This is a genomic window from Acidovorax sp. M2(2025) (genome assembly GCF_049330835.1).
GTDB lineage: Bacteria > Pseudomonadota > Gammaproteobacteria > Burkholderiales > Burkholderiaceae_C > Acidovorax.
In genome coordinates, this window is record NZ_CP186262.1 from 2176208 (window position 1) to 2192150 (window position 15943).

Sequence of the window (15943 nt, forward strand, 5' to 3'; positions counted from 1 at the left end):
CAGGGGCAGGCCGGGGCGCGGCGCGGCTGGGCCCGGCTGGGCTGGGTCGCCTGCGGGAGGGCGGGTCAGCCCGCGCGGACGGCGCCGGCCCGCAGATCCAGTGCGCCCGGCAGGTAAAGGCCCTCCGCCGTGGTGAGGGCGCGTGCGGCCAGCGCAGCGCGTGCCGTGGCCCGGGCCACGGCCTCGGCGGCCATGGTGGCCAGCACCATCATGCCGGGGTTGTGGCCGGCACGGCCGGTGCCCAGGCTGAACAGGGTGTCGCCGTCGGACTGGGTGTGGACCGGGTTGATGCTGCGCGCCAGCCCGTCGTGCGCCGCGATGGCCAGGCGGTGGGCCTGCGCCTTGGTGATGGTGGCGTCCGTCGCCACCACGCCGATGGTGGTGTTGGTTCCGGCGAGCAGGGGCTGGGGCGCGTCGCCGCGCAGCAGGGCGCGGCGGGTGTCGCGCAGGTGCAGGCCGTCGTCCGTGCGGGCGCCGGCAATCACCTGGGCGGTGTCGGGGTCGATGACGTCGCCCAGGGCGTTGCAGGCAATCAGCGCGCCCACGGTGACGCCGGCCACCGTGACGGAGGCGGTGCCGATGCCGCCCTTCATCGCGCGCTGGATGCCGAAGATCTTGCCCAGCGCCGCGCCCGTGCCCGCGCCCACGTTGCCCTCGGCCGGGTCGGCGGTGGAGGCGGCCTCGCAGGCCGCATAGCCGGCGGCTGCGTCGGGGCGGATGCGCATATCCCCCACCAGCAGGTCGAACAGGACGGCCGCCGGCACGATGGGCAGGCGGCCCACGGCCACGTCGAATCCGACGTCCCGCTCCTCCAGCCAGCGAACCGCGCCGGTGGCCGCCTCCAGGCCCCAGGCGCTGCCGCCGGCCAGCATCACGGCGTGCACCTGCTCCACCAGGTTGGAGGGGTGCAGCAGGTCGGTCTCGCGGGTGCCGGGCGCCGCGCCGCGCACGTCCACGCCGGCCACGGCGCCGTCGCGGACCAGGACCACGGTGCAGCCGGTGGGCCGGCGCGTGTCGGTGAAGTGGCCCACTTCAATGCCGGCCACGCGGGTGATGCTGCCGGCGTCGGCGGCAAGGGAGGAATGGGGGACGTTCATGGGCGCCCATTATCGGCGGCTGCCCGCACGGCCCGGGGCGGCTCAGGGAGCTTTCTCGATCCGGGTCACGTAGTACCCGCCCTGGATCTGCTCGGCCCGAAAGCGCACCCGGTCGCCCACGTTGAACGCGGCCAGCAGCGCGGCGTCCTGCACGCGGAACACCATGGTCATGGGGGGCATGTTCAGGTTCTTCAGCTCGCCATGGCGCAGGGTCAGCTTGAGTGCTTTGGCGTCGAGGCGGGTGATCTCGCCCTCGCTCAGCTCGGACGCGGCCTCGCCCGGGGCGGCGGTGTGGTGGTCGGCATGGGTGTCGGCGGCCGTGGCGGGGGCCTGGGCAAAGGCGGGGAGCACGCCGGCAAGCAGGCAGGCGGCAACGAGGGGGTGCAGGGGATTTTTCATGCGGAGGCCTTGGTGTGGTTGTAGCGCTTGAACACGCGGGTGCTGCCGTCGTGCGCGACGAGCAGTACGTCGTACGGGTCGCGGCGGCCGCCGTACACGGGGCCGTCCATGCCGGGGGAGCCCACCGGCATGCCGGGCACTGCCAGGCCCAGGGCCTTGGGCTTTTGCTGCAGCAGGGCGCGCACGTCGCTGGCGGGGACGTGGCCTTCCACCACGTAGCCGCCCACCAGCGCGGTGTGGCAGGACCCGAGCTTCTGGGGCAGGCCCAGGCGGGTCCGTACGGCGTTGTTGCCCGTGGCGTGAACGGTCACCTGGAAGCCGTGGGCCTCCATGTGGTCCACCCAGTCCTTGCAGCAGCCGCAGCTGGGGTCTTTCCAGACCTCCACCGGCGCGGCGGTGGGCGTGGCGGCCCGAGGCAGGCGCGGGGCCAGCGCGGCGGCAAGGCCGGCGCCCAGCAGGGGCAGGGTGGTGGCCAGCCATTGGCGGCGGCGCAGGGGGGAGTGGGTTGCTGTCATGGTGTTGCTCCTGAATGGGGGGTTACGGCTTGCGGGGGTGCACGGTGAGGGTGCCGGACATGCCCGCCTGGTAGTGGCCGGCCACCAGGCACGCAAAGCGGAAGGTGCCAGGGCGGTTGAATTGCCAAACGATCTCGCCGCGCTGGCCGGGCGGGACATGGGCCATGTAGGGCTCGTCGTGCTCCATGCCGGGGTGCTTTAGCATCATCTCGGCATGCTGGTCCAGCTCGTCCGGGGTGCCGATGACGATCTCGTGCAGCATCTGGCCCCGGTTTTCTGCCCGCAGGCGCACCGTTTCGCCTTCCCGCACCTCGATGTGGCGGGGGGCAAAGCGCATGTCGTCGGTCATGCGGACGGTGATGGTGCGGGTTACAGCGGGGGCGTCGCCCGCAATGCCCCAGGCCTTTTGCTCCTTCACGGCGGCGGCGTGGTGGCCGGAATACGGTGCATTTTCATGGCCAAAAGTGCCTCCAGCGCTTATCAATAAAGCGCAAGCAGCTATCAATTTGATAGTTTTCAAGAACCTCTCCTTGTCAATGCTGGTGGCCGCCGCCGTCGGCCGGCTTGCGCGCGCTGGGCGCTGCCGGGGCGGTGCCGGGCGTGTCGGTGCGCGCGGGGCGGGGTGTGCTGGCTGCAGGGCCTTCCCATTCGTAGGCCAGGGTGCCCGGTGGGTGGCGGAAGTCGCCGGGATCGCGGTAGTCCCCGGCGGCCAGGTCTGCGCGCACCTTGAGCGTGGTGAACATGCCACCCATCTCCAGCGGGCCGAACGGCCCCGTGCCCGTCATCATGGGGAAGGTGTTCTCGGGCAGGGGCATTTCCATGGCGCCCATGTCGGCCATGCCCCGCTCGCCCATCACCATGTAGTCGGGCACGATCTTCTGGATCTTGCCCACCAGGCCCCGGTGGTCCACGCCGATCATGGTGGGCACGTTGTGGCCCATGGCGCCCATGGTGTGGTGGCTCTTGTGGCAGTGCAGCGCCCAGTCGCCCAGCTCGTCGGCAACGAACTCGATCTGCCGCATCTGGCCCACGGCCACGTCGGTGGTCACCTCGGGCCAGCGGGCGCTCGGGGGCACGGGGCCGCCGTCGGTGCCGGTCACCTGAAATTCGTGCCCGTGGATGTGGATGGGGTGGTTGGTCATGGTGAGGTTGCCCATGCGGATGCGCACGCGCTCGCCGCGCCGTGCCACCAGCGGGCTGATGGCGGGAAAGACGCGGCTGTTCCAGCACCAGATGTTGTGGTCCAGCATGGTGTTGACCTTGGGCGTCATGCTGCCGGGCTCCACGTCAAAGGCATTGATGAGGAAGGCATAGTCGCGCTGCACCTTGGCGATGTGCGGATGCTGGCCCTTGGGGTGGGTGATCCACAGGCCCATCATGCCCATGGCCATCTGCACCATTTCGTCCGCATGCGGGTGGTACATGAAGGTGCCCGGCCGGCGCGCCACGAACTCGTACACATAGGTCTTGCCCGGCTGGATGGCGGGCTGGGTGAGGCCGCCGACGCCGTCCATGCCGTTGGGCAGGCGCTGGCCGTGCCAGTGGATGGTGGTGTGCTCGGGCAGCCGGTTGGTGACGAAGATGCGCACGCGGTCACCTTCCACCACCTCGATGGTCGGGCCGGGGCTTTGGCCGTTGTAGCCCCACAGGTTGACGAAAAACCCGGGGGCCACCTCCCGCACCACGGGCTCGGCCACCAGGTGGAACTCCTTCACTCCGGCGTTCATGCGCCAGGGGGTGGTCCAGCCATTCAGGGTGACCACCGGCGTGTAGGGGCGCCCGGTGGGCGGGTGCAGCGGCGGCGCGGTGTCGGCGCTGGCGTGGGAGGCCGGTTCGGGGAGCGCGGCCAGGGCTGCGCGGCCGACGGATGCGGCGGCCACGGCCGTGGCGGCGCCAGAGAAGAAATTGCGGCGGTTCATGTCAGTGGCCTTGCTCAGGGGTGGCGGCGGAGGTGCGGGGGGCGATGCCTTGCAGGCTGCCGGGCGAGGTGCCGGTGAGCGCGAGCTGCAGGTCGGTCTCGGCCAGCCAGAAGTCGCGCTGCGCCTCGATGGCGCCGGCTACGGCCTGGGTGCTGTTGCGTGCTTCGGCCAGCAGCTCCCACACGCTGGCAAGCATGCCGTTGTAGCGCCAGGTGGTTTCCTCGCTGATGAGGCGGCGCAACGGCACCACCTCGGCCTGCTGCTGGCGCGCCAGGTCCAGCGCCGTGCGGTAGGTGAACCAGGCGGCACGCACTTCGCTGCGGGCCCGCACGGCGGTGTCCTGCAGTTGGGCTGCGGCCTGCTCCACCTGGGCCTGGGCGCGGGTGCGCGCCGCGCCGCCCCAGTCGAACAGGGGCAGGGGCAGCTCCAGTTCCCAGCCGCGCCGGATGTCGCGCTGGCCGCTGTCCCGGTCGGTGGTGGTGTTGCGGCTGTACGCCAGGCCGATGTCGCCGAACACGGCGCCGGCGCCGCTCCAGCCCTGGCGGGCCGCCTGGGTGTCGAGCTGGCGGCGGGCTGCCTGCACGTCCAGCCGTTCGCGCAAGGCGGTGGCTTCCAGGCCGTCGGCCGGCAGCGGCTCGCCCGGCAACGGCGGCAGTTGCAGCGCCAAGCGGACCTGTGTCTGCGTGCCCCACAGGCCCAGTTGGCGGTACAGCGCCTCGCGTGCGGTGGCGGCAGCCAGCCGGGCGCGCGCCTGCTGGGCGCGGGCGTCCTGCAGCACCGTCTGTTCCCGGGCCCACTGCAGGCGGCTCCAGTTGCCCACGCCGACCATGCGGCGGGCGAGTTCGGCGCCGGCTTGCGCGGCCTCCACCATGCGGTCGTTCGCGGCCGCCACCTGCTCGGCCGCCACGGCGCGCAGCCAGGCGCGGCGTGCCTCGGCGGCAAGCGCTACCACGTCCTGCGCGGCCTGCAGGGTGGCAACCTGCAGGCGCTCGGCCTCGCGGTCGGTGCGCCACGGCAGGGTGATCAGGTCGAGCAGGCCGAAAGCCAGGCTGCGTTCGATTTCCCGCTCGTGCGCGCTGGCAAAGCGGCCCAGGGTCAGGTGGGGGTTGGGCAGGGTCAGGGCCTGCACGCGGTCGGCGTCTGCAATGCCCAGGGCCGCCAGCCGGGCGCGCAGGCCCGGGTTGTTCAGGAGCGCAATGCGCACGGCCGAGTCTTGCGTCAGGGGCTCGGCCAGCCAGCGCTGCAGGGATTCCTGCTCCGCAGCGGCCGCCGCCGCGCCGGTGCCGGGCAGCACCGCCGTCACGCCGCCGGTGCGCCCGGCGGCAAGGTGGGCCACATCGCCGCGCAGCCCGTCCGGCGCCACGCTGGCGCAGCCGGCCAGCAGGCTTGCGGCAGCGGCCAGGCCGGCCGCGCGGTATCGCAAAGCGCCGCTCATGGCCGTGCTCCTGGCGCCATGGGGCGGTGTGCGCCGCCGGGCGGGTGGGCTGGAGGGTGGTGACCAGCACGGTGCCCTGCGTGGCCGGGCGCCGCGGCTTTGGGGGCGGGGGCGTCCGGGTTGCCGGTGTGCGATTGCTCCCAGGCCAGGATGTCGGCATGGCCGCGGGGGAACTCGGCCACTGCGCTGTTGGCCGCGCGCCAGGCTTGCGGAGCGCTCGGCGTGCCGGGCGTGCCGGGCGTGGTGGGCGTCGGAAGAAGGGCCGCTGGCGCGGCATACGCCAGCGGGGCGGTGGGCGCGCTGGCCACGGCGGCAGGGGCGGCCAGGCCGTGCGACGGAGGTTCGCTCGGCTGGGCCGCGGCCGGCAGCGGGGCGGCCCAGGCCAGCCATCCGCTCCACAGCAGGGCTGCGGCGCGGACGGCCGACGGATTTTGGGGGGCGCGGGTGCGCATGGTGTGAATCTCCAGGGATCGGATGGAGGGCGGGTGCCGGGCCGGCTCCGCGGGTCGCGGGGCACGGCGCAGCGCGGCGTGGCATCAAGGGGCACCGTTGCCGGCGCAGTGCGCGCCAGATCCGGTGCTGGGCCTGCGGGGCGCAGGCGCTCAGCGGCCCGTTACCCGATCGGTCCAGGGAATGCGCGGGGCGTGGGCGGTTGGCCCAGGGGCGTCTTGCAACGCCCGCAGGTGGCCGCACCGTGCCCAGGCGGTCCGCCAGGGACCGGGGACGGGCTGCGGAATCAGCCGATGGGAGGTTTGATGGCCTGGGCGGAGGGGGCGCTGTCAAACCGCGCACGTGCCGCGGGCAGCTCGCAGGACGGCAGGCTTTGCGCTCCCACCGTCGCCGCCACGGTGCCCAGCATGGCCGCGTGGCAGATCTCGCAGGCCGAGCAGGTGCTGGACTGGTGGTCGTGCACGGGGCAGCTGCTGGCACCGCCTTGGTCCGTGCACCCGTGGGCAGCGGCCAGCGGTTCGGCAGGGTGCTCGGCGGATGGGCCCGCATCCTGCTGATGAAGATGCTCGTGGGCGTGGCCCTGATCGTGGGCGTGCGTGTGCTGCACGGCGGCGGGGACCTGCGGCAGCACGGGGGGCAGTACGCCCGCGGCCATGGCGGTGCCGACCAGTCCCCGAAGGACCAGCACCACCATCAGAACCAGAGCAAAGCCGCGACGCATGCGTGAATGATACGGCGGGGGCGCATCGGTTCCCTTGGCCCTGCGCAAACCGGCTTGCTGTGAGGGTTAATAAGGGCTGCTTTGCGGAGGGGGTAGGCCTTACGATGCGCCACGGTGGTCGGTGGGTGGCCTCGTTCGCAGCAGCGGGGCCGGGCGGAATACGTTGGCAAGACGAGAGGGGCGGTATGCCTTCATGGCTTGTAGGAACCTGGAGTACCTTGCCGGCCCGCATCCGTTGGCTGGTCCTGGTGGCAACGCTGCCCGCCGTGCTGTTGGCGGTTTACCAGGCGCGTGTGCACCGCATGGACGCCATCGCGGCGGCAGAAAGCCATGCGCAGGTCACCTTGCGCGCGGTGGCCGCCACCCAGCAGCGCCTGGTCCAGAACACGCGCAGCTTCCTGTACCAGCTGGCGGCCATGCCCCAGGTGCACCGCCCTGCAGACCCCCAGTGCGGCAAATACCTGGCCGATGTGCTCGCCCTCAATGCCATCTACGTCAACCTGGGCGTGCCGCAGTCCAACGGCGAGCTGCTGTGCAATGCCCGGCCCCTGAAAGGGCCCGTGAACGTGGCGAACCGGCCGTATTTCCAGGAGGCGGTCACCCAGCGGAGTTTTGCGGTGGGCGCCTTCCAGATCGATCGTGCGGCCCAGGTGGCCAGCCTGAACTTTGCGGTGCCGGTGGTTCCCGCGGGCGGGCAGGAGGTGGTCGGCGCCGCCGTGGCGGTGGTCTCGCTGGAGTGGTGGAGCGCGCGGCTGGCCGATCTGCGCCTTCCTCCGGGCGCCGTGGCCCGGGTGACGGATGCGCAAGGGCAGGTCGTGGCCCGCTTCCCGCCCGACACGCAGGAGCTGGGGAGCCGCTGGGCCGATGGGGACCTCGCTGCCGCCTTGCGGCGTTCGGGCGAAGGCGTGGTGCACCGCCGCGATGCGCAGGGCCTGCAGCAGATGGTCGCGTACCAGCCGTTGATCGAAACCGGCGGGAAAACGGTGGCCACCATGAGCCTTGCCGTGCCGCTGGACCGGTTGCATGCAGCCGCCGACCGCCTGCTGTGGACGGAGATGGCCTTCCTGCTGGCTGGTCTGGCGCTGTCCTTCGTGCTTGCGCAACAGGGCGTGCAGCGCGGCGTCATGCGGCCGCTGCGGCGGTTGCTGCAGGCCACGGACGCACTGGCCCAGGGCCGCTATGCGCCGCAGGCGCTGGGAACCGGCCTGGCGGAACTGACCGAACTGGGCCAGCGCTTTGACCGCATGGCCCGCACGCGGCAGGACGCCGAGGCGCAGCTGCGCCAGAGCGAGGAAAACCTGGCCATCACGCTGCATTCCATCGGCGACGCCGTGGTGGCCACCGATGCGCAGGGCCGGGTGACACGCATGAACCCCGTGGCGGAGCGCCTGACCGGCTGGCCCTTGCACGAGGCTGCGGGCCGGCCGCTGGGGGAGGTCTTTCGCATCGTCAACGCGTCGACACGGCAGCCCCAGGTGGACCCGGTCCGGCTGGCGATGGAGCGCGGCGACGTGGTCGCGCTCAGCAACCACACCACCTTGCTCGCCCGGGGCGGCGCCGAGTACCAGATCGCCGACAGCGCGGCCCCCATCCGCAACGCGCAGGGAATCATCGTCGGCGTCGTGCTGGTGTTCAGCGACGTGACCGAGGCCTACCGGGTGCGCAGCCGGCTGGAAGCCAACGAGGCGCGGTTTCGCACCCTGGCGGCGCTGTCGTCGGACTGGTATTGGGAGCAGGATGCGCAGTTCCGGCTGAGCTGGATCGAGGGCAGTTCGGAAAACCTGCCGGTGCAGGAAGCCTCGCAGCTCATGGGCAAGACCCGCTGGGAGATCGCCTCGCCCGGCATGGACGCAGCGCAGTGGGAAGCACACCGCGCCCAGCTGGCCCGCCACGAGCCCTTCCGCGACTTTGAATTTCCCCGCACCGACCGCACGGGCCAGGTGCACTGGATGTGCGTGAGCGGCACGCCGATCTTTGACGAAGAGGGCGTGTTTTGCGGCTACCGCGGCGTGGGCAAGGACATCACCCTGCGCAAGCGCGACGAGCACGAGCTGCGCATTGCCGCCATTGCCTTCGAGTCGCAAGAGGGCATGATCGTGACGGACGCCCAGACCGTGATCCTGCGCACCAACCGGGCCTTCAGCCGGATCACGGGCTACAGCCCCGAGGACGTGGTGGGCCGCCGCGCCAGCCTGCTGGCGTCGGGCCACCACGACAAGGCGTTCTTCGACGCCCTGTGGGCCAGCCTGGCCGCCACCGGCGAGTGGAAGGGCGAGGTGTGGAACCGCTGCCAGAGCGGAGCGGTCGCCCTGCACGCCATGGTGGTCAGCGCGGTGAAGGACGCGCGCGGCGCCGTCACCCACTACGTGGCCACGCTCAGCGACGTGACGGCCCAGGCCGAGGCGGCGCGGGAGATCGAGACCCTGGCCTTCTACGACCCCCTCACGCACCTGCCCAACCGCCGACTCATGCTGGACCGGCTGCAGCGGGCGTTTGCCACCAGCGCGCGCACGGGCATGCAGGGCGCGCTGCTGTGTCTGGATCTTGACCACTTCAAGACCTTGAACGACACCCTGGGCCATGACATGGGCGACGTACTGCTGCAGCAGGTGGCCCAGCGGCTGCAGGCCTGCGTGGGGGAGGGCGACACCGTGGCGCGCCTGGGCGGCGATGAGTTCCTGGTGCTGCTGGAGGACCTGGACGCCCAGTCCACCGAGGCCGCCGAGCAGGTGCAGGACGTGGGGGAGAAGATCCTGGCCGCGCTCAACCGGCCGTACCAGCTCGCCTCCCACCACGTGCACAGCACCACCAGCGTGGGCGCCGTGCTCTTCAGCGGCCAGGGGCAGACGGTGGAGGACGTGGTCAAGCATGCCGACCTGGCCATGTATGCCGCCAAGACCGCCGGGCGCAATGGCATCCGCTTCTTCGACCCCCGGATGCAGGCCGCCGTGACGGCCCGCGCGGCCCTGGAGAACGACCTGCGCCAGGCGCTGGAGCAGGGCCAGTTCACGCTGCACTACCAGGCGCAGGTGGGCTGCGGCGTGCGGGTGGTGGGCGCCGAGGCGCTGATCCGCTGGAACCACCCGGCGCGGGGCATGGTGCCGCCGTCGGACTTCATCCCGCTGGCCGAGGAAACCGGCCTCATCGTGCCCATCGGAGCCTGGGTGCTGCGCACGGCCTGCGAGCACCTGCGGCGCTGGCAGGACCATCCCGTCACGGCCGACCTGCAGCTGGCCGTGAACGTGAGTGCGCGCCAGTTCCGCCAGGCGGACTTCATCGAGCAGGTCGTCACCGTGCTCCGGCAGACCGGGGCCCGGCCCGAACGGCTGAAGCTGGAGCTGACGGAGAGCCTGGCGCTGGACAACGTGGACGACACCATCGCCAAGATGAACGGGCTGCGGGCGCTGGGGCTGCGGTTTTCGATGGACGACTTCGGCACCGGGCAGTCGTCGCTGTCCTACCTCACGCGCCTGCCGCTGGACCAGCTCAAGATTGACCAGAGCTTTGTGCGCAACATCGGCATCCAGCGCACGGACGCGCTCATCGTGCAGACCATCATCGGCATGGCGCAGAGCCTGGGTATCGACGTGATCGCCGAGGGCGTGGAGACGGAGGCGCAGCGCGCCTTCCTGGAGCACCACGGCTGCACGCTGTGGCAGGGCTACCTGTTCAGCCGGCCGCTGCCTGCGGAGGTGCTGGAGGAGCGCCTGCGCAGCGGGCTGGGCTGGCAGGCGCCCAGCTAGGTGGCTGTAGGACTTTGGAAGTCGTTGGCCGCAAGAATGAACCGCAGCGGTCCGTCCCATCGCTGGGCTATGGGGCTGAAAATCCGGCAAAAACTGTCCTGGCTGGGCACAGCCTTTCAGGCGCCAGTTGACGCCGCCGCGTTCACACGGCCATGTAGCGGCCCGGGCGGTGGTTCATGGCCAGCACCAGGTTCAGCGCCACGGCCCCGGCGATGGACCAGACCACCCGCAGGGGCTCCACCGTCCACAGCGCCAGCAGCACGATGCAGCAGTCCACGGCCATCTGCACCTTGCCGGCGCGCCATCCATAGCGGTCCTGCAGGTACAGCGCCGCAATGCCCACGCCCCCCAGGCTGCAGCGGTGGCGGAACAGCACGAGGAAACCGGTGCCCGTGATCAGCCCGCCCGCGATGGCGGCATACAGCGGCTGCAGGCGGGCAAACTGCAGAAACTGCCCCTGCCACTCGGTCACCACCGACAACAGCAGCACGGCGGCAAAGGTCTTCAGGGTGAACGCCCGCCCCAGCTTGCGCAGCGCGAGCCAGTAGAACGGCAGGTTCAGCACGAAAAAGATCTTGCCGAAGCCAATGCCCGTGGCGTAGTGCAGCAGGAAAGCCAGGCCGGCCGTGCCGCCCGTGAGCAGGCCGGCGCTGGAGAAGAACGCGATCCCCACCGAGATGAGCAGCACCCCGGTGAAGATGGCGACCGCGTCCTCGGTCAGCGTGTGGGGCACGGCCACCGGCGCGGCAGCAGGGCTGGCAACGGCGGCGGATGGGGCAGGGGCGGCGGGAGCGTTCGGCATGGCGGCAAGGGGCGGGCGCGGCGTGAAAGCGGCGATTGGAGCATGTGCACCCCTGGCAGGGCTTGTCCCCGGTCAAGAAAGTGTGGGCCGATGAAAAGGCTTTGGCCAGGCGCGGGCGAGGGTGGCGGCCCCCCGCTGCGCACCGCCTCCCGAACATGTAACACGTGCAACGCCCGGCAGCCGTGGCGGACGCCCCTGCGCTTCCTGCGAAAATAGCCGGTTTTGCCCGCCGCAGGGCCCGCCCACAGTGCCAAGGTGCTGCGGGTGGGCCCTGCGGCGGGGCGACCCATGCACCAGCACCACCGGCTTCACCGTTCACGACTCGTGCGCCTGCTCCAGCAATGGACGCAGGTGCAGGCTGCGCCTGTGCGTGCGGACCGTGCGGACCTTGCGGAGCAGCTCAGCCAATGGCTCAGCACCGTGGATGCCGTCAAGCTCGGCCGGTGGCTGCACCAGCTGGAGTCCGCGGACGGGTTTGACGGTGACGCTGCGGACCCCGCTTCGGCCCCCGACGTGCCTGCGCTGCAGGCCGGGCTGGACGCGGCGCGGGCGGAGCTGTCCGCGCTGGTGGTGGCGCGGCCCACCCGGGCCCGGCCGCTGCGCGAGCGGGCCGACCACACCCCCGTCCCGGGCCCGGATCCCGAGATGGAAGCCGACTTTGCCACGCACGCGGCCCGCTACCTGGCCACGCAAAAGCAGATGGAAATGCGGCTGGCCACGCTGCGGGGGGAGATGCGCCAGCACCTCGCGGGCGGCCCGGCCGCGCTGCGGCGCCTGGCCGCCCTGGATGCCGCCATGGAGCAGATGCTGGCCGCGCGCGAGCAGAAGCTGTGGGCATCGCTGCCGGGCCACCTGGAGCGGCGCATGGCGCACCGGCGCATGCGCTATCAGCAGCAGCTGGAGGCCGTGGGGCAGGACGACGACCCACAGCGCTGGCGTGCACCCGGCGGCTGGCTGCACGGTTTCGAGCAGGATCTGCGCGCCCTGCTGCAGGCCGAGCTGGAGGTGCGGCTGCAGCCGCTGGCCGGGCTGCTGGAGGCCGCCCAGGCCTGGCAGGCCGCCCCTGAAGGCCCCGGCCAGCCGCTGGGCGCCGGGGATGAAACCGCCACAGAAACAGTGACAGATTGGTAATTTGGATGAACAGCAACAAGCATGGGATGACAGCCGCCTTCGCAGTCGGCATGGCGGTGGTGGCCTGGGTGGGGTGGGGGTTCTTGGGCTCCAGCCCGCTGGCGCTGGGCGTGACGGTGGTGATCGCCGCCGCCTACGGTCTGGGCGGTGTTGAGCTGCTGCGGTTTCGCCGCGCGACGGCAGCGCTGACTGCCGCGCTGGCGGCGCTGCCGCAGCCGCCGGCGGTTCTGGGCGATCTCGAGGCCTGGCTGGACCGCTTGCCTGCCGCGTTGCGCGGGCCGGTGCGCCGGCGCATGGACGGCGAGCGCGCGGCCCTGCCGGGGCCGGCGCTGGCACCTTTTCTGGTGGGGCTGCTGGTCATGCTGGGCATGCTGGGCACGTTCCTGGGCATGGTGCTCACCTTCAAGGGCGCCGTGTTTGCGCTGGAGGCCTCGTCCAGCCTGGAATCCATCCGTGCTGCGCTGGCGGCGCCCATCAAGGGCCTGGGGCTGTCCTTTGGCACCTCGGTCGCAGGGGTGGCCGCGTCCGCCATGCTGGGGCTGATGCTCGCGCTGGCCCGCCGCGACCGGCTGGCCGCGTTGCAGCTGCTGGATGCGCGCACCGCCACGGCGCTGCGCCCGTTCTCGGCGGCCCACCGCCGCGAGGCCGTGTGGGACGCCCTGCAGGCGCAAGCCCAGGCCATGCCCCTGATCGCCGAGCGCCTGCAGGGGCTGGCCGACGGGCTGGAGCACCGCCAGGCCCAGCTGGCCGGCGCGCTGCAGGAGCAGCAGCGGGCGTTTCACCAGGAGGCCACGGCCGCCTACACCCAGCTGGCCGACGCCGTGGGCGCGTCGTTGCGCGGCAGCCTGGACACCGCCGCCCGCACGGCTGGCGAGACCATTCGCCCGGTGGTGGAGCAGGCCATGGCCAGCCTGACCCAGGAGGCCGAGCGTTCGCACCAGCGGCTGCGCGACGCCACCGATCGGCAGATGCAGGCCCTGTCGGCGCAGTGGGAATCCACCGCCCGCCAGGTGGCCGGCACCTGGACGGAGGCGGCGCTGCGCCACGTGCAGCAACAGGACGAGCAGGCGGTGCGCCTGGAGGCCGTGCTCCAGTCCATCACGCAGGCGGTGGAGCAGCGCACGATGGCCGTGCTGGCTGCGCAGCAGGACGCGCTCGGGCAGGTGCATTCGGCCCAGGCCGCCGCCGATCAGCAGCGGCTGGCGCTGTGGAGCCGTTCCGTGGACGACCTGGCCGGACGGGTGGCCGCGCAATGGGAGCGCGCGGGCACCCAGGCCGCCCAGCAGCAAGCGGCGCTGTGCCATGCGCTGGAAGGCGCGGCGGCGCAGCTGGACCAGTCGCTGCTCACCGCGTCGCAGGCGCTGGAGCAGCGGACCTCGGCGGTGCTGGAGTCGCTGCACCACGCGGCGTCCCAGTCGCAGGCGGCGCAGGCGGCAGCGGACCAGGAGCGCCTGGCCCAGTGGCACCAGTCGCTGGAAGGCTTGGCCGACAGCCTCGCCACCCCCTGGCAGCGCGCTGCGGAACAGGCTGCGCAGCAGCAGCTGGAGGCCAGCCGTGTGCTGGAGGCCTCGGCCGCCCAGCTGGGCGAGCGCATGGCCGCACAGGTCCAGCAGGCCTTGGGCAGCGCGGCGCAGTTGATGGAGCAGTCGGACCGGCTGCTGCACAGCCGCACCGAGGCCGAGGCGCGGTGGGTCGAATCGCAGGCGCAGCGCATGGACGCGCTGGCCGGGGTGTGGCGAACGGAGCTGGCCGCGCTGCGGGACGCGGAAGCCCTGCGCGGGCAGGCGGCCGTGGACCGGCTGGACGCGCTGCAGGGCGCGGTGGCGGGCCACCTGGCCACCCTGGGGGCGGCGCTGGAGGCCCCGCTCACGCGCCTGCTGCAGACCGCGTCGGACGTGCCCCAGGCGGCCGCCGAAGTGATTACCCAGCTGCGCGGCGAGATGGCGCACCTGAGCGAGCGCGACAACGCCGCCCTGACCGAGCGTGCCGCCATGATGGAACAGCTGGGCACGCTCCTGCAGGCCGTGAGCGAGGCCACGGCCCAGCAGCGCGCGGCCATCGAGTCCCTGGTGGGGTCGGCCGCCTCCGTGCTGGAGAAGGCCGGGCAGGAATTCGCGCAGGCGCTGGGTGCGCAGGCGGGCAAGGTTGACGAGGTCTCGGCGCATGTCGCGGCCAGCGCGGTGGAGCTGTCCAGCCTGGGCGAGTCGTTCGGGCACGGCGTGGGGCTGTTCACGGCCAGCAGCGAGAAGCTGATGGAGAGCTTGCAGCGCATCGAGAGCGCCATCGGCCAGTCCCTGAGCCGCAGCGATGAGCAACTGGCCTACTACGTGTCCCAGGCCCGCGAGGTCATCGACCTGAGCATTGCGTCGCAGCAGGGCATCGTGGAAGACCTGCGCCGGCTCAACGGCCAGAGGGCCGCCTCGGTGCAAGGGGTGGCCGCGTGACGGACCTGGACGAGAGTGCCGACGCCACCGCGCCCGTGTGGGCGGTGTTTGGCGACCTGATGGCCGGCCTGCTGGGGGCCTTCGTGCTGATCCTGGTGGGTGTGTTGGTGGTGCAGATCGATCTGGTGGCCAGCCTCAAGCAGGAAGTGGAAAAGCGCCAGCTCGAGGAAAAGCGCCGCATGGCCCTGGAAAAAGCGCTTGCCATTCCGCTTGCCAGCGGGCGCGTGACGGTGAACGAAGGCCGCATCGGCATCAGCGGCAGCGTGCTGTTTGCCCCCGGCTCCGCCGAGCTGCGGGCCGAGGGGCGCCAGCTGCTGCGCAGCCTGGTGCAGCCGCTGCGCGTGTACCTGCGCGAGCGCGACGAGATGCTCATGGTCAGCGGCTTCACGGACAACACCGCGCTGGTGCAGGGGCGCCACCAGCGGTTTGCGGACAACCTCGAGCTCTCGGCCCAGCGCGCGCTGACGGTGACGCGCGCCCTGGTGGAAGAAGACATGCCCTCGTCGCAGGTGTTTGCCGCCGCCTTTGGCGCAGAGCAGCCCGTGGCCGACAACGCCGACGAAAAGGGGCGGGCGCAGAACCGCCGGGTGGAAATGGCCCCCGTGCCCCGGGCCGCCAAGGTGTCCCCGCCCCGCGATGAGTGAGCCGACCCTGGAGTCCCTGCGCGCCGCGGGTGCCCAGCACTGCGACCCGGTGCGTTTCCGGTACCTGGAGGTGCTGGCCGCCCGGCTGCCCGGCCAGCCGCCCGCCGTGCAGCAGGTGCTGGCGGTGCGGCTGCAGGCGGCCGTGGAGGCCTACGCGCGGCGCGCCCACGCTGCCCCGGCCAGCCCGCCACCGCATGTGTTGCCGGGAACGTCGCCGTCCCCGCTGGCGCTGCTGAACCAGGAGCTGCAAGCCCGTGCGCAGGCCGATGCCGATCCGGCGCTGGGGGAGGACGCGGACAGCCCGGCCGAGCTGCCCAGTGTGCGCCGCTTCGGCGAAGTCTGGGTCAAGATTGCCGCGGAGCAGCAGGTGGACCGGGCCTTCACGCGCGGCCCTGAGAACGCGGGCCCGCTCAACCCCCACCGTCTCATGCTGCGCTCGCTGGCGTTGATGCGCACGCTCTCGCCGGACTACCTGCGGCACTTCGTGGCACAGGTGGACAGCCTGCTGTGGCTGGAACAGGCGTCCGCGCGGCCGGTGCGGGCGCCGGCCCGGCCGGGTCGGGCTCCGCGCGCCAAGTCCTGACGTCGCCTTTACCCCTTGCTGTCGGGCCAGCGCGCTGCAAGGGCACGGCAGGCGGGCCGG

Annotated in this window: 15 protein-coding genes; 6 read left to right on the top strand and 9 right to left on the bottom strand. The window is 72.0% G+C overall.

All coding sequences use genetic code 11. The features are described from left to right. Positions 1-65: 65 nt before the first annotated feature. The 8 genes from ACOYR3_RS10105 to ACOYR3_RS10140 all read right to left on the bottom strand — a co-directional run bounded on the left by ACOYR3_RS10105 (position 66) and on the right by ACOYR3_RS10140 (position 6278). On the bottom strand, positions 66-1097 hold the full coding sequence (locus ACOYR3_RS10105; RefSeq protein WP_422846294.1) for a P1 family peptidase: 1032 nt from the start codon (positions 1095-1097) through the stop codon (positions 66-68). Between the two features lie 42 nt (positions 1098-1139). After that, a complete protein-coding gene (locus ACOYR3_RS10110; protein ID WP_422846295.1) occupies positions 1140-1496 on the bottom strand; it encodes a copper-binding protein in 357 nt (118 codons plus the stop codon). After that, complete coding sequence (locus tag ACOYR3_RS10115) at positions 1493-2011, bottom strand: DUF411 domain-containing protein (RefSeq protein ID WP_422846296.1); 519 nt, start codon at positions 2009-2011, stop codon at positions 1493-1495. The genes ACOYR3_RS10110 and ACOYR3_RS10115 overlap by 4 nt, the downstream gene beginning before the upstream one ends. Before the next feature lie 22 nt (positions 2012-2033). Continuing rightward, complete coding sequence (locus ACOYR3_RS10120; protein ID WP_422846297.1) at positions 2034-2531, bottom strand: cupredoxin domain-containing protein; 498 nt, start codon at positions 2529-2531, stop codon at positions 2034-2036. Between the two features lie 13 nt (positions 2532-2544). After that, the gene (locus ACOYR3_RS10125) at positions 2545-3930 is read right to left on the bottom strand and encodes a multicopper oxidase family protein (protein ID WP_422846298.1); all 1386 of its coding nucleotides are present in this window, start codon (positions 3928-3930) and stop codon (positions 2545-2547) included. Position 3931: 1 nt separating this feature from the next. Continuing rightward, complete coding sequence (locus ACOYR3_RS10130) at positions 3932-5365, bottom strand: TolC family protein (RefSeq protein WP_422846299.1); 1434 nt, start codon at positions 5363-5365, stop codon at positions 3932-3934. Continuing rightward, positions 5362-5817 (bottom strand): hypothetical protein, encoded by a 456-nt coding sequence (locus ACOYR3_RS10135; protein ID WP_422846300.1) that lies wholly within the window; start codon positions 5815-5817, stop codon positions 5362-5364. Before ACOYR3_RS10135 ends, ACOYR3_RS10130 begins: the two co-directional genes overlap by 4 nt. 284 nt (positions 5818-6101) lie before the next feature. Next, the gene (locus tag ACOYR3_RS10140; protein ID WP_422846301.1) at positions 6102-6278 is read right to left on the bottom strand and encodes a hypothetical protein; all 177 of its coding nucleotides are present in this window, start codon (positions 6276-6278) and stop codon (positions 6102-6104) included. A gap of 21 nt (positions 6279-6299) precedes the next feature. On the opposite strand from ACOYR3_RS10140, the gene ACOYR3_RS10145 reads away from it, so the two are divergent. Then, entirely contained in the window at positions 6300-6542 is a 243-nt protein-coding gene (locus ACOYR3_RS10145) for a hypothetical protein (protein ID WP_422846302.1), read from the top strand. 179 nt (positions 6543-6721) lie between these two features. Beyond that, positions 6722-10279: an EAL domain-containing protein gene (locus tag ACOYR3_RS10150; protein WP_422846303.1), complete on the top strand. Its 3558-nt coding sequence runs from the start codon at positions 6722-6724 to the stop codon at positions 10277-10279. Between the two features lie 142 nt (positions 10280-10421). Here ACOYR3_RS10150 and ACOYR3_RS10155 read toward each other — a convergent pair whose 3' ends face one another. Beyond that, entirely contained in the window at positions 10422-11081 is a 660-nt protein-coding gene (locus tag ACOYR3_RS10155; protein ID WP_422846304.1) for a YitT family protein, read from the bottom strand. 324 nt (positions 11082-11405) lie between these two features. Here ACOYR3_RS10155 and ACOYR3_RS10160 point away from each other — a divergent pair, with 324 nt between their 5' ends. Genes ACOYR3_RS10160 through ACOYR3_RS10175 form a run of 4 tightly spaced genes read left to right on the top strand, consistent with a single transcriptional unit; the run spans position 11406 to position 15883 of the window. Next, positions 11406-12212: a DUF3348 family protein gene (locus tag ACOYR3_RS10160; RefSeq protein WP_422846305.1), complete on the top strand. Its 807-nt coding sequence runs from the start codon at positions 11406-11408 to the stop codon at positions 12210-12212. Between the two features lie 26 nt (positions 12213-12238). Continuing rightward, positions 12239-14656: a DUF802 domain-containing protein gene (locus tag ACOYR3_RS10165; protein WP_422846306.1), complete on the top strand. Its 2418-nt coding sequence runs from the start codon at positions 12239-12241 to the stop codon at positions 14654-14656. After that, the gene (locus tag ACOYR3_RS10170) at positions 14653-15300 is read left to right on the top strand and encodes an OmpA family protein (RefSeq protein WP_422846307.1); all 648 of its coding nucleotides are present in this window, start codon (positions 14653-14655) and stop codon (positions 15298-15300) included. The genes ACOYR3_RS10165 and ACOYR3_RS10170 overlap by 4 nt, the downstream gene beginning before the upstream one ends. Further along, a complete protein-coding gene (locus tag ACOYR3_RS10175; RefSeq protein ID WP_422846308.1) occupies positions 15293-15883 on the top strand; it encodes a DUF2894 domain-containing protein in 591 nt (196 codons plus the stop codon). The genes ACOYR3_RS10170 and ACOYR3_RS10175 overlap by 8 nt, the downstream gene beginning before the upstream one ends. Positions 15884-15943: the final 60 nt, after the last annotated feature.

What these genes read in the sequence shown, in the direction of transcription:
- ACOYR3_RS10165 (WP_422846306.1), top strand. Translation starts at nt 12,239, where the DNA reads ATGACAGCCGCCTTCGCAGTCGGCATGGCGGTGGTGGCCTGGGTGGGG.
- ACOYR3_RS10135 (WP_422846300.1), bottom strand. Translation starts at nt 5,817, where the DNA reads ATGCGCACCCGCGCCCCCCAAAATCCGTCGGCCGTCCGCGCCGCAGCC.
- ACOYR3_RS10155 (WP_422846304.1), bottom strand. Translation starts at nt 11,081, where the DNA reads ATGCCGAACGCTCCCGCCGCCCCTGCCCCATCCGCCGCCGTTGCCAGC.
- ACOYR3_RS10125 (WP_422846298.1), bottom strand. Translation starts at nt 3,930, where the DNA reads ATGAACCGCCGCAATTTCTTCTCTGGCGCCGCCACGGCCGTGGCCGCC.
- ACOYR3_RS10110 (WP_422846295.1), bottom strand. Translation starts at nt 1,496, where the DNA reads ATGAAAAATCCCCTGCACCCCCTCGTTGCCGCCTGCCTGCTTGCCGGC.
- ACOYR3_RS10115 (WP_422846296.1), bottom strand. Translation starts at nt 2,011, where the DNA reads ATGACAGCAACCCACTCCCCCCTGCGCCGCCGCCAATGGCTGGCCACC.
- ACOYR3_RS10150 (WP_422846303.1), top strand. Translation starts at nt 6,722, where the DNA reads ATGCCTTCATGGCTTGTAGGAACCTGGAGTACCTTGCCGGCCCGCATC.
- ACOYR3_RS10175 (WP_422846308.1), top strand. Translation starts at nt 15,293, where the DNA reads ATGAGTGAGCCGACCCTGGAGTCCCTGCGCGCCGCGGGTGCCCAGCAC.
- ACOYR3_RS10130 (WP_422846299.1), bottom strand. Translation starts at nt 5,365, where the DNA reads ATGAGCGGCGCTTTGCGATACCGCGCGGCCGGCCTGGCCGCTGCCGCA.
- ACOYR3_RS10105 (WP_422846294.1), bottom strand. Translation starts at nt 1,097, where the DNA reads ATGAACGTCCCCCATTCCTCCCTTGCCGCCGACGCCGGCAGCATCACC.